At 53.9% G+C, this 12,881-nt stretch carries 10 protein-coding genes; 6 read left to right on the top strand and 4 right to left on the bottom strand.

From position 1 onward, the window contains the following. Positions 1–24: 24 nt before the first annotated feature. Positions 25–552: a signal peptidase II gene (gene lspA / locus B2U47_RS08935; protein ID WP_296679692.1), complete on the bottom strand. Its 528-nt coding sequence runs from the start codon at positions 550–552 to the stop codon at positions 25–27. Continuing rightward, positions 545–3,364 (bottom strand): isoleucine--tRNA ligase, encoded by a 2,820-nt coding sequence (gene ileS, locus B2U47_RS08930; RefSeq protein ID WP_296679694.1) that lies wholly within the window; start codon positions 3,362–3,364, stop codon positions 545–547. The genes lspA and ileS overlap by 8 nt, the downstream gene beginning before the upstream one ends. Before the next feature lie 185 nt (positions 3,365–3,549). Here ileS and B2U47_RS08925 point away from each other — a divergent pair, with 185 nt between their 5' ends. The 5 genes from B2U47_RS08925 (at position 3,550) to hflX (ending at position 9,960) form a co-directional block, all read left to right on the top strand. Beyond that, positions 3,550–5,454 carry a S1C family serine protease gene (locus B2U47_RS08925; protein ID WP_296679697.1) on the top strand — a complete coding sequence of 635 codons (1,905 nt, stop codon included), beginning with the start codon at positions 3,550–3,552 and terminating at the stop codon, positions 5,452–5,454. After that, positions 5,454–7,331 carry a DNA mismatch repair endonuclease MutL gene (gene mutL / locus B2U47_RS08920; RefSeq protein WP_296679699.1) on the top strand — a complete coding sequence of 626 codons (1,878 nt, stop codon included), beginning with the start codon at positions 5,454–5,456 and terminating at the stop codon, positions 7,329–7,331. Before B2U47_RS08925 ends, mutL begins: the two co-directional genes overlap by 1 nt. After that, positions 7,331–8,257, top strand: coding sequence for a tRNA (adenosine(37)-N6)-dimethylallyltransferase MiaA (gene miaA, locus B2U47_RS08915; RefSeq protein WP_296679701.1), 927 nt, complete (start codon positions 7,331–7,333; stop codon positions 8,255–8,257). Before mutL ends, miaA begins: the two co-directional genes overlap by 1 nt. A gap of 158 nt (positions 8,258–8,415) precedes the next feature. After that, a complete protein-coding gene (gene hfq / locus B2U47_RS08910) occupies positions 8,416–8,643 on the top strand; it encodes an RNA chaperone Hfq (RefSeq protein ID WP_296679705.1) in 228 nt (75 codons plus the stop codon). A 30-nt stretch (positions 8,644–8,673) separates the two neighbouring features. Then, on the top strand, positions 8,674–9,960 hold the full coding sequence (gene hflX, locus B2U47_RS08905) for a ribosome rescue GTPase HflX (RefSeq protein ID WP_296679707.1): 1,287 nt from the start codon (positions 8,674–8,676) through the stop codon (positions 9,958–9,960). 55 nt (positions 9,961–10,015) lie between these two features. Here hflX and rho read toward each other — a convergent pair whose 3' ends face one another. Both rho and trxA read right to left on the bottom strand, forming a co-directional pair. Beyond that, a complete protein-coding gene (rho, locus tag B2U47_RS08900; protein WP_296679710.1) occupies positions 10,016–11,275 on the bottom strand; it encodes a transcription termination factor Rho in 1,260 nt (419 codons plus the stop codon). Between the two features lie 319 nt (positions 11,276–11,594). Continuing rightward, the gene (gene trxA, locus B2U47_RS08895; protein ID WP_414717830.1) at positions 11,595–11,909 is read right to left on the bottom strand and encodes a thioredoxin TrxA; all 315 of its coding nucleotides are present in this window, start codon (positions 11,907–11,909) and stop codon (positions 11,595–11,597) included. A gap of 267 nt (positions 11,910–12,176) precedes the next feature. Here trxA and B2U47_RS08890 point away from each other — a divergent pair, with 267 nt between their 5' ends. Then, complete coding sequence (locus B2U47_RS08890) at positions 12,177–12,866, top strand: DUF3108 domain-containing protein (RefSeq protein ID WP_296679717.1); 690 nt, start codon at positions 12,177–12,179, stop codon at positions 12,864–12,866. The last annotated feature ends 15 nt before the right edge of the window (positions 12,867–12,881 follow it).

Raw genomic sequence — 12,881 nt, 5'->3', positions numbered from 1 at the left:
CCCTCAAGGGGAGAGGGGCAAACGTTATTCTATCTGGTCAGAGGCAAACAGGCTCAACACGACTAACAGCACTGCGCCGATGGTGATGGCAATATCCGCTACATTGAATGTGGCAAAGTGTCCGTTATTCAGCAGCAACGGCACATTGAAATTAACATAAAAATCAATGAAGTCGATGACCTTTCCATGCATCAGGCGGTCGATCAGGTTGCCAATCGCACCACCTAGCACCAGTGCCAACCCTACCGCAGCCCAAACCTGTTCCTTACGTAATTTGCGCAGCCAATTGATGATGAAAATACTAACAACGATGGCCAGCGTTGCAAAAATCCAGCGTTGCACGCCACCCATCCCGGCAAGGAAACTGAAAGCAGCCCCCTCGTTGTAAGCCAGCATCATGTTCAAGTGAGGCATGACAGCCACAGGCTGATGCAGCTCAAGATTGGCTTCGGCCCACCATTTCGTCCACTGATCGAAAAAAATGACGACTGCTGACAACCACAGCCACGCCAACATGCCGGTATCCGCCGACAAGGAACGAAAACTACGCATATTCACGCACCTCACCCTCTCCAGCTACATTGTCAACACAACGCCCGCATAATTCAGGGTGCTCGGCATGACTCCCCACATCTTCCCGGTGGTGCCAGCAACGTACACACTTGCGATGCGCGGAAGGCGTTACCTGCACAAATACGCCATCCATCACTTCGGCAGCACCTTCCGGCACAGCATCCAAACCGTGTAAACGAGCTGCGGAGGTAATCAACACGAAACGTAGTTCCTCGCCCAGTTTTACCAGTGGATCAGCACCTGACTCACGTGCCTCTTTACGGTAGTAAATATCGACTTCCGCATCCAGACCTGCGCCGATTTGACCGGCGACGCGCACCTCTTCGAGTTGCTTGCTGATCAGTTCACGCAGGTTGAACACATAATTCCACTCGCTGGCAGACAGCTTGTCAGAGGCATCCAACGTAAACAGGCCATCGTACCATTCCGTGAACAGCACCGAATCCACTGCTTTGCCACCCGGCAGGTGTTGCCAGATTTCTTCCGCAGTAAAGCTCAGCACCGGATACAGCCAGCGCACCATCGCATTGAGGATGTGCCAGGCCGCCGTTTGTGCGGAACGCCGCCCCCGGCTGCCAGCCTGCATGGTGTACTGGCGGTCTTTGGTGATGTCGAGGAACAGGCTGCCCAGTTCCACCGTACAGAAGTTCAACACCTCTTGTGCAATCAGGTGGAAGTGGAACTTGTCGTAAGCCGACAACACTTTAGCCTGCACTTGTGCTGCCTGATCCACCGCCCAGCGGTCGAGTGGCAACATGTCTGCCGCCGCCAGCGCATCCGTTGCCGGGTCAAAATCGTTCAGGTTCGCCAGCAGGAAACGCGCCGTATTGCGGATACGCCGGTAAGCATCCGCCGTGCGTTTCAAAATCTCGTCGGACACTGACATTTCGCGGCTGTAATCGGTGGAAGCCACCCACAGACGCAGGATGTCTGCCCCCAGGGAATCGGTCACTTTCTGCGGAATGACCACATTGCCCTTGGACTTGGACATTTTCTCGCCCTTGCCATCCACCGTGAAACCGTGGGTCAGCACGGTGCGGTAAGGCGCTGCGCCGCGCGTGCCAATCGCCGACAGCAAGGATGACTGGAACCAGCCACGGTGCTGGTCAGAACCTTCCAGATACACATCCGCCGGGAATTGCAGGTCGGCACGCCGTTCCAATACCGAAGCATGGGTGACACCGGAATCAAACCACACGTCCAGCGTGTCGCTTACCTTATCGTAATTGGGCGCATCCTTACCCAGCAGTTCTTCCGCTTGCAGGCGGAACCAGGCATCAATACCCTCTTGCTCAATCCGCTGCGCTACCGCCTCAATCAGGGCGTCAGTTTGTGGGTGCAATTCGCCCGTTTCCTTGTGGATGAACAGCGCAATCGGCACACCCCAGTTACGTTGACGGGAAATACACCAATCGGGGCGGTTCTGTACCATGCCTTCGATCCGTGCTTTGCCCCAGTCGGGAACCCATTTCACCCCCTGGATTGCTTCCAGCGCCTTGGCACGCAGGCCGTTCTGTTCCAGGCTGATGAACCATTGCGGGGTAGCACGGAAAATCAGCGGGGTCTTGTGCCGCCAACAATGCGGGTAGCTGTGGCGCAGCTTGTCGGCTTTCAGCAGCTTGCCGCGTTCGGTCAGCACGTCCAGCACATGCGGGTTGGCCTTGTGGACGGATTCACCCGCAAACAATTCGGTGTTGGGCAGGAAACAACCGTCACCACCGACCGGGTTATCCACCGGCAGGCCGTATTTCATGCCAACCACAAAGTCTTCCTGACCGTGACCGGGTGCGGTATGGACAGCACCTGTACCGGCATCGGTGGTGACATGATCGCCGAGGATGACCGGCACATGACGGGCGTAGAAGGGGTGTTGCAACTGCAAGCCTTCCAGCACGTCACCCATGCAGCGGGCAATGATGCTGAAATCACTGATGCCAGCGCGTTGCAAGACAGATTCGTACAGGGCTTCTGCCAGCACCAGACGTTCGGAAGCGGTTTGCACCACCACGTATTCCAGTTCCGGGTTCAGGGCAACCGCCTGGTTGGCAGGCAATGTCCACGGTGTGGTTGTCCAGATGACTACAGCGATTTCACCGTTACCAGCCGCTTGCGGCACTCGTTGCAGCAAATCAGCTTCGTCCGCAACGGTAAAGCGCACGTCGATGGAGAAGGAAGTCTTGTCAGCATATTCCACTTCCGCCTCTGCCAGCGCCGAGCCGCAATCGGTACACCAATGCACCGGCTTTGCGCCCTTGTGCAGATGCCCGTTGGCAGCAATCCGCCCCAACGCCCGCACAATATCGGCTTCGGTCTGGAAATCCATGGTCAGGTACGGGTTTTTCCAGTCACCCAACACCCCCAGCCGTTTGAAATCCTTGCGTTGCAGGTCAATCTGTTCGCTGGCGTAATCACGGCAGGCTTTGCGGAAAGCAAACGCATCCACCTTGTCACCCACCTTGCCCAGCTTTTCCTCAACCTTGAGTTCGATAGGCAAGCCGTGACAGTCCCAGCCCGGCACATAAGGAGCATCAAAACCACTCAGGGTTTTGCTTTTGACGATGATGTCCTTGAGAATTTTGTTGACCGCATGACCGATATGAATGTTGCCATTGGCATAGGGTGGCCCGTCGTGTAACACGAATTTGGGGCGACCGGCGGCGTATTCACGCAATTGCTGGTAAATCTGGCGATTTTCCCAATCCGCCAACATGCCCGGTTCACGTTTTGCCAAATCACCGCGCATGGGAAAAGGTGTATTTGGCAGATTTAGTGTGTGCTTATAGTCCATCATTGTCTGTCCTGTTGTCGCTGACAGTTATTCGCTGCTCTATCAAGATGGCGAAGAATACCAACTTTTACCCTAAAAACCGATAGATCAAGATGTTTTCGCAGCATAATTACAGATAAGATATGTAACTTAGGACTAGACTCCCTCTCATCAAAGGGCAATGATTTAATTAATAAGGGTTTCCCCATATGCGTCATACAACCACTCTCATGACGAGCCTGTTATGCCTCGGCCTGACAGCTTCGCCTGTTTTATTCGCTGAAATTGCACTGAATCCACCTGCCACCGCCGCCCAGCCAGCCACTGCACCAACACCCCAGCCAGCCGCAGAACCCGCCGTTCCCGCAACAGCACCACCGCCTGCGCTGGAACCGGTGACAACTGCCTTGGACAGTGCGACCATCAGCGATGAATTACGCGAAAAAATCAAGGATGCGGTTGTTAAGATACACGTTGTCCAACACATCTATGAAGCCCTGTCACCATGGAATTCCGATTCACGCAAAGGCTCCGGCTCCGGTCTGCTGATCGAGGGCAACCTGATTCTGACCAATGCCCACGTTGCCGCTGATGCGACTTTCATAGAAATCCAGCGTCATGGCGAAACCAAACGTTATGAAGCTGACGTTGTATATATTTCGCACGAATCTGATCTGGCGATCCTGCGCACCAAAGATGCCAACGCCTACAAAGGCATCAAGCCGCTGGAACTTGGCGACCTGCCCAAGATGCAGCAATCCGTGGAAGTTTACGGGTTCCCGATTGGTGGCAACACCCTGAGTGTTACACGCGGCGTGGTTTCGCGCATTGAAAAACAGAATTACGTGCATACCGGCGAAAACCTGATGGCTGCACAAGTCGATGCCGCCATCAACTTTGGCAACAGCGGCGGCCCGGTCATTTCCGGTGACAAAGTGGTAGGTGTTGCCATGCAATCCGGTTTCCTGACCGAAAATATTGGCTACATGATCCCTACCCCCATCATCCGCCACGTGCTGGATGACATGAAAGATGGCAAGATCGACGGCTACGGTTTCCACGGTTTCATGACACAATCTCTGGAAAACCCCGCCATGCGCCGCAAATACGGCATGAACGATGAGCATACCGGCATTCTGGTACACAAGATTTACAAACAGTCACCTGCTGACGGCAAAGTACAGGTAGGTGACATCGTGACCGAAATCGACGGGCACAAGATTGAAAACAATGGCACGGTCGAATTCCGCCCCGGTGAGTTCATCGACCACACCCATTACATCGACATGCACCAGATTGGCGAGGACATGAAATTCAAAATCCTGCGCAAGGGTCAACCGATGGAGATCAGTATCCATCTGGACAAACCCGGCAAGGAATACCTGCTGGTCAAACCCAAGCAGTATGACAAACAGCCGTCCTATTTCATTTTTGGCGGGCTGGTCTTCATGCCGCTGAATCAGGATGTGATTGACGGCATGGAAGGTACTCCTGCCCGTATCGGTGCACTGACTTACGAATCCCCGGATGAAAAGCGCAGCGAACCTGTCATCATGACCAAGGTATTGCCTGCTGATATTAACAAGGACTACCATCACGACACCGATTTGCTGATCGAAAAAATCAACGGCGAAAGCATTCGCAACTTCCGTGAGTTCTTTGACAAAATCCAGTCAGCCACTAGCGATTTCATCACGCTGGAAACCCCAGATGCCTACCAGCTTGTCATTGACCGCAAGGAAGCCGTGAACAGCCAGGCCAGCATTCTGGCACGTTACGGCATTACCAATGACCGCTCCAAGGATCTGACAGGTATCCAGCAAGCTGCACCTGCTACCACACCAACCGCTGCACCTGCCAGCACCCCGGCAACACAGGTGTCTGCACCAGCAGCCAGCGAACCAATTCCGGCTGTACCTACCGCTCCCAAACCGGCAGACGTAGCACAACCAGTACCAGCGACTCCAGTTGCACCAGCCACTCCGGCTACTCCGACTACAACGGGCGTAGCCCCTGTACCGGCAATGCCTGCAACGCCCGTCCCCGTACAACCAGTCCCGGCAGCTCCTGCACCACAAGCCGTTGTTCCCCCCGCAGGAGGCCAGCCGCACTAATGCCGATACGCCAGCTTCCTGCCCACCTGATCAACCAGATTGCCGCTGGCGAGGTTGTTGAACGCCCCGCCTCGGTGGTCAAGGAACTGCTGGAAAATGCCCTGGATGCGGGTTCCACCCGCATCGGGGTCGACATCGAACAAGGCGGCATCAAACGTATCCGCATCCGCGATAACGGTTGCGGCATCCCACGCGACGAACTTGCCCTTGCCCTCAGCCGTCACGCCACCAGCAAAATCGCCAGTCTGGACGATCTGGAACAGGTACGCAGCCTCGGCTTTCGCGGTGAAGCCTTGCCCAGCATTGCCTCGGTTTCCCGCCTGACCCTCAGTTCCCGTCAAACAGAGGGTGAACAAGGCTGGAAACTGTTCGGTGACGGGCAGGAGATTTTCGGCGAACCCGAACCCACCGCCCACGCATCCGGCACAAGCGTGGATGTTACTGACCTGTTTTTCAACACTCCGGCGCGGCGCAAATTCCTCAAGACCGAAAAAACCGAATTCGGGCATATCGAAGATATTGTGCGCAAAATGGCACTGAGCCGCTTCGATGTAGGCTTTGAACTCAACCACAACCAGAAAAATACCCTGCAACTGCGCCCTGCCAGCGACCGCATGGGTGCGGAACGACGTATTACCGACATTTGCGGCAGTGCATTTACCGAACAAAGCCTGTATCTGGATTATGAAGCCGCCGGAATGCGCTTGTGGGGCTGGGTAGGCTTGCCGACCTTTTCGCGCTCACAGGCGGATTTGCAGTATTTCTATGTGAATGGGCGCAATGTGCGCGACAAGCTGATTTCGCACGCCGTCAAGCAAGCCTATCAGGATGTGATGTACCACGGACGGCATCCGGGCTTCATTTTGTTCCTCGAACTCAATCCACAACTGGTGGATGCCAACGCACACCCCACCAAACAGGAAGTACGCTTCCGCGAAGGGCGGTTGGTACATGATTTCTTGTTCCGCACCTTGCATCAGGCGATTGCCGACATCAGACCGGGCGATGAAACAGCAGCGCCGACGCAATTGCCCACCTCCACCGCCGCCATCCCCCCTTTGCAAGAAAATCCCCCTCAGCCCCCCTTTTGCCAAGGGGGAAGCGAAGAGGTGCGCCCGGCGTATCAACCGTCGTATCAGGCACAATACCAAACGCGCTTACAGATGCCCGTGCGCGAACAGATGGCCGTTTACCAGCAGCTATACCAGCCAGTAGAACCACCTCCCTCTTTAGCCCCCTCGCCCCTTGAGGGACGACACGAACAGTGGCTGGGTGCGGGGGTTGGGGGTGAGGCCCCCCCCCTCGGCTATGCCATCGCCCAGCTACACGGCATCTACATCCTCGCCCAGAACGCTGCCGGGCTGGTAATTGTGGACATGCACGCCGCCCACGAACGCATTACCTACGAATACCTCAAGCAAAGCATGACGGAAGATGCCATCCGCTCCCAGCCATTACTGATGCCGCACAGTCTCAATGTCAGCAAGAAAGAAGCCGATTACGCCGAACAACACGCCGACACCTTCCGCGCACTTGGCTTTGAACTGGGAAGGATGGGCATGGAAAAGCTGGTGATCCGCGCTGTTCCCAGCCTGCTGAAAGATGGCGATAGCGAAGCATTAGTTCGTGACGTACTCGCCGACCTGATGACCCACGGTACAAGCAACCGCATCCAGCACGCCATGAATGAAATTCTGGCAACGATGGCCTGCCACGGCTCGGTACGAGCCAATCGCAAGCTCAGTATCCCGGAAATGAACGCCCTGCTGCGCGACATGGAACGCACCGAACGCAGCGGACAATGTAACCACGGACGCCCCACCTGGACACAAATGAGCCTGGATCAAATCGACAAACTGTTCCTGCGAGGGCGCTGATGGACAAAGCCATCTTTCTCATGGGGCCGACCGGCACGGGTAAAACCGATCTAGCGGTGGAACTGCGCAAACATTTCCCGCTGGAAATTATCAGCGTCGATTCCGCCCTCGTTTACAAAGGCATGGACATTGGCAGCGCCAAGCCGGATGCTGCCACTCTGGCGCAAGCCCCACACCGCTTGATTGATTTCCTCGACCCATCCCAACCCTATTCTGCCGCCGACTTCCGCGCAGACGCACTGCGTGAAATGGCTGACATCACTGCCAGCGGGCGCATCCCGTTACTGGTCGGTGGAACCATGCTGTATTTCCGCGCTCTCGAATACGGCCTGTCAGACCTGCCCCAAGCTGATCAGGTCATCCGCGCCCGCCTCGATGCCGAAGCCGCCGAGCACGGCTGGCAGGCACTGCATGATCGACTGGCAAGTATTGATCCCATCGCCGCCCAACGTATCCACCCCAATGACCCACAACGCCTGCAACGTGCCCTGGAAGTTTACGAGCTGACTGGCAAATCCCTGACCGAACTGCAACAGGCGCAGTGGTACGATGCTTGCCCTTATCAGCTACTGAAAATTGCCCTGATCCCGCAAAACCGGGCATGGCTACACGCACGCCTCGCCCTGCGTTTCGAGCAGATGCTAAAACAGGGTGTCATCGAAGAAGTACGCAAACTGTTACTCCGTGGTGATCTGGACACGCACCTGCCAGCCATTCGTGCTGTGGGCTACCGGCAAATTTGGGGTTATTTAATTAACGAAATAGACTACAATCAGATGCGCGATCGTGCTATTGTCGCTACACGGCAGCTTGCTAAACGTCAAATGACGTGGTTGCGTTCCGAAAGAGGCATTTCAGTGTATGACCCCGCAGAACTCAGCCATTCATCGGTCATCAGCAACGTTTCAACGTTTATTGGCAGATGAACGGATACGTCCGACAAACTGGCATTCTTGCGGGACGACAGAACTGATAAGCTTTTAGGCGTCGAAGGAAAGAAGCGACTGGCTCACCACCAACCCCTAGCTTTTAGGTGTGAGACCATAACAACCACAAACCCGAGTATATTTTTTAGGAGAAGCTCATGTCGAAAGGGCACACATTACAAGAACCCTTCCTTAATGCTCTGAGAAAGGAACGGATTCCTGTCTCTATCTACCTCGTCAATGGCATCAAATTACAGGGGCATGTCGAGTCTTTTGACCAGTTCGTTGTATTGCTGGGAAATACCGTTAGCCAACTGGTTTACAAACACGCCATTTCCACGATCGTGCCTGCTCGCCCGATCAAGCTGGCACTCGCTCCGGAATAATATCCACACAGAAAACAGGAAGGTTGCCGATTGGAACTGTTTGAACGTCCCGGAGGCGGTGAACATGCCGTACTTGTTCAGATCAGTTTCAATTCGGCAAAATCCGTTCAGGATGAAAAGGAATTCATCGAGCTGGCATCTTCGGCTGGCGCAAAAGTAACAGGTTTTCTCAGCGGTTCACGGCAAAGCCCTGACCCGCGTTACTTTATTGGCGAAGGCAAAGCACAGGAAGTACGTGATTTGCTACTCGCCCATGATGCCAATCTGGTTATTTTCGACCACTCCCTTTCACCTGCCCAAGAACGCAATCTGGAAAAGCTGCTGCAATGCCGCGTTCTGGATCGTACCGGCCTAATTCTGGATATTTTTGCCCAACGCGCCCGCAGCCATGAAGGCAAACTTCAGGTTGAACTGGCGCAGTTAAAACACCTGTCAACCCGCTTGGTGCGCGGATGGACTCACCTTGAGCGCCAAAAAGGCGGTATCGGCTTGCGCGGCCCAGGGGAAACCCAGCTCGAAACCGACCGCCGCTTGCTAGGTGAACGTATCAAACAGATCAACAAACGTCTGGAAAAAGTACAAAACCAGCGCGAACAAGGGCGACAAGCCCGCAAAAAGGCTGAAATTCCCACGGTTTCCTTGGTTGGCTATACCAACGCGGGCAAATCTACCTTGTTCAATGCCCTGACACAGGCAGACGTATACGCTGCCGACCAGTTGTTTGCCACGCTTGACCCCACCTTGCGCCGGGTACAATTACCCAATCAGCAGGAAATCATCCTTGCCGATACAGTCGGTTTTATCCGCCACCTGCCCCACGATCTGGTGGCGGCATTCCGCTCCACCTTGCAGGAAACGGTTGATGCCGACCTGTTGCTGCACGTGATCGACAGCCACGACGAACAGCTTGAGCTGTACCGTGAACAGGTCAACAAGGTCATTGCCGAAATTGGTGCAGAAAACGTGCCGCAAATCGAAATCATGAACAAGATCGACCTTGGCGGGCAGACACCCCACATTGAAGAAGGCAATGGAACCAACCCTACCCGTGTTTATGTTTCCGCTCAACAACACTGGGGACTGGACATCCTGCTGGAATATCTCGGTAATTATTTCGCCGGACAAATGTTCCACGGCGAGCTACACATCTCTCCCAAACATGCACGCCTACGTGCCCGGCTATACGCGGACAAGGCCATTCAACAGGAACAGATTTCAGATGAAGGTAATTTCTGCCTGAACGTGGCGATTGACCAGCGACGGCTGGATCAATACCTACGGGAAGAAGGCTTATCTTTGACAGACCTGCTGGGGTAGACCTCTGTGTCTACCCTCTTCAAGACAGGGCGCACACAGAGGTGCGCCCCTACAATCACCCGCGACGCATAACGTCGAAAAATTCGCTGTTGGTTTTGGTTTTGGAGAGCTTGTCAAACAGCAGTTCCATTGCTTCCAGCTCGTCCATGCCATGCAGGAACTTGCGCAATACCCACAAGGTTTGCAGTTCTTCCTGGGAAGTCAGCAACTCTTCGCGGCGCGTGCCGGAACGGTTGATGTTGATGGCAGGGAATACACGTTTCTCGGAAATGCGGCGATCCAGATGAATTTCCATGTTGCCGGTTCCCTTGAACTCCTCGTAGATAACCTCATCCATCTTGGAGCCGGTATCAATCAGCGCCGTAGCGATGATAGTCAAGCTACCGCCTTCCTCGATATTACGCGCTGCACCGAAAAAACGCTTGGGACGATGCAGGGCATTGGCATCCACACCACCCGTCAATACCTTGCCGGATGACGGAACCACGGTATTGTAGGCACGCGCCAGACGGGTAATCGAGTCCAGCAGGATCACCACGTCACGCTTGTGCTCGACCAGACGTTTGGCTTTCTCGATGACCATTTCTGCCACTTGCACATGACGGGCGGCTGGCTCGTCAAACGTGGAGGAAATAACCTCGCCACGTACCATACGCTGCATTTCCGTCACCTCTTCCGGGCGCTCGTCGATCAGCAGGACGATCAGGTAACATTCCGGGTAATTGGAGGCAATGCTCTGCGCAATGTTTTGCAGCATGATGGTCTTACCGGCCTTGGGCGGCGCGATAATCAGACCACGCTGACCTTTACCGTAAGGGGAGACAATATCAATGACGCGGGCAGTAATATCTTCACGACTGCCGTTACCCCGCTCCATACGCATACGCTCATCGGCGTGCAGTGGTGTCAGGTTTTCAAAGGCAATCTTGTTGCGGGCGCTTTCCGGTGGTTCATAGTTGATGTTATCCACTTTCAACAGAGCGAAATAACGCTCATTATCCTTGGGCGGGCGGATTTTCCCCGCAATGGTATCGCCCGTGCGCAGACCGAAACGGCGGATCTGGCTGGGAGAAACATAGATGTCATCTGCCCCTGCAAGGTAGCTGGAGTCCTGGGAACGCAGGAAACCAAAACCGTCCTGGAGAATTTCCAGTACGCCATCGCCGTAGATGTCCTCGCCGTTTTGTGCGTGGGCTTTCAACAGGGCGAAAATGATGTCTTGCTTGCGGGTACGGGAAATGCTCTCAATACCCAAAGCCTGAGCCATTTCAAAGACTTCAGCAGCGGATTTCTTTTTTAATTCAGACAGATTCATAAATTGATGAGGTTTGTACAAGAAATATCGTATCAATGAACAGAAAACCCCTCTCGTCGGAGCCTCTCTGCGCCCGGTCGGAAGATGTTTGCCGGAAACGCTTTACAGCCATGGAACATGAGGCTTGTAAGCCTACAGATTGGCGTTTAAACAGGAGTCTACGATCAAGGAATAACGAGACAGGATTCGCAGGAATGAATCTGGATACAGATTCAAGTCGGCTTAAATTAGCACGCGAATTATGCAGAGTCCAGCAAAATAACAGGTTTGAGCGTGTCATGCGGGAAAATACCTCGCATGACACCAGCAAAAAAACCGCTTACAGATTCAGGTTCAGAAATGCGACCAACTGTGACTTGGACAATGCCCCGACTTTGGTGGCTGCAACCGCGCCATCTTTAAACAGCATCAGGGTTGGAATACCACGGATGCCATAACGTGGCGGTGTTCCCTTGTTTTCATCAATGTTCAGCTTGGCAACTGTAAGCTTGCCTGCAAATTCTGTAGCAATTTCATCCAGCAAAGGGGCAATCATTTTACATGGCCCGCACCATTCAGCCCAGTAATCTACCAATACCGGCACAGTGGATTTCAGAACTTCCTGTTCAAAGGTCGCATCGGAAAGTTGAATCATATTTGTACTCACAGAAGGGGTCTCCCTAAAAAATTCATTGCGTTACAGCATTTACCCGGCAATTGTCGGCATCTGCCTGCCAGAATGCACCAACCCACCATGCTGGGTTCGCTGGGTAGATTTTCCAATATTTTAAACCATCTTTATAGTATTGGTGTGCATGTCCTGATGTTTTATGTGCATTCACAGATTGCATCTGACCAGTGAACACAGAACAGCATCTATAGTCTAATGCGGTACATGGAAAAAACAGAAGGATTACCCGCAATGAAATATACCGTGCTGGCAGCAAGTTTGCTGTTTGCCTTATCATCCGCCCAGGCTGCCCCGGCTGGCTTTGAGTCCAGTTTCAGCGTCAGCAAGGCCGGGCTGACCCTCGGCAACATGGAGATCAGCCTGCACTACACAGCCAATGGTTATACCTACCAGAAAGTCACCAAAGCCAATGGTCTAGCCGCCATGCTGAGTGGCGACACCCTCACGGAACGCAGCATCGGCAGCCGCCAAGGCGACAAATTGCAAACACAAAGCTATTTGCACCACCATAAAAACAAGCGCAAGGACAAACGTGACGAATTCAGCTTTGTCTCCCCTGCCCAGGTCAAAGGGGAATATGCTGGTACGGATTACAAACTGGAGGTACCCGCTGGCACTATTGACCCGGCCTTGCTGGAACTTTACCTGATCGACGATTTGGCAGCAGGCAAGCCACTCAGCTACAAAGTCACCAACAAGGGCAAACTGCACACTTACACCTTCAACAAACTGGGCAAGGAAACCCTGCAAACGTCAGCAGGCCAGTTTGCATGTGAAAAAATCCAGCGTAATGACCCGGAAGGCAACCGCCAAACTACGGTCTGGCTGGCCCCTGAACTCAACTACGGCATTGTCAAAATCCGCCATAACGAAGACGGTGAGGTAGTGGAAGCGCAATTAACCCGCCATCAAGCACGCTAACCGCTCAGGAAACGC

It is taken from the genome of Thiothrix sp. UBA5583 (assembly GCA_002425225.1).
Taxonomy (GTDB): Bacteria; Pseudomonadota; Gammaproteobacteria; order Thiotrichales; family Thiotrichaceae; genus Thiothrix; species Thiothrix moscowensis.
Note: the sequence above shows the minus strand (reverse complement) of the source record. Positions and strands in the feature narration are given on the sequence as shown.

Coding starts and splice junctions, on each gene's coding strand:
- lspA (WP_296679692.1), bottom strand. CDS start 552: ATGCGTAGTTTTCGTTCCTTGTCGGCGGATACCGGCATGTTGGCGTGG.
- ileS (WP_296679694.1), bottom strand. CDS start 3,364: ATGATGGACTATAAGCACACACTAAATCTGCCAAATACACCTTTTCCC.
- B2U47_RS08925 (WP_296679697.1), top strand. CDS start 3,550: ATGCGTCATACAACCACTCTCATGACGAGCCTGTTATGCCTCGGCCTG.
- mutL (WP_296679699.1), top strand. CDS start 5,454: ATGCCGATACGCCAGCTTCCTGCCCACCTGATCAACCAGATTGCCGCT.
- miaA (WP_296679701.1), top strand. CDS start 7,331: ATGGACAAAGCCATCTTTCTCATGGGGCCGACCGGCACGGGTAAAACC.
- hfq (WP_296679705.1), top strand. CDS start 8,416: ATGTCGAAAGGGCACACATTACAAGAACCCTTCCTTAATGCTCTGAGA.
- rho (WP_296679710.1), bottom strand. CDS start 11,275: ATGAATCTGTCTGAATTAAAAAAGAAATCCGCTGCTGAAGTCTTTGAA.
- trxA (WP_414717830.1), bottom strand. CDS start 11,909: ATGATTCAACTTTCCGATGCGACCTTTGAACAGGAAGTTCTGAAATCC.
- B2U47_RS08890 (WP_296679717.1), top strand. CDS start 12,177: ATGAAATATACCGTGCTGGCAGCAAGTTTGCTGTTTGCCTTATCATCC.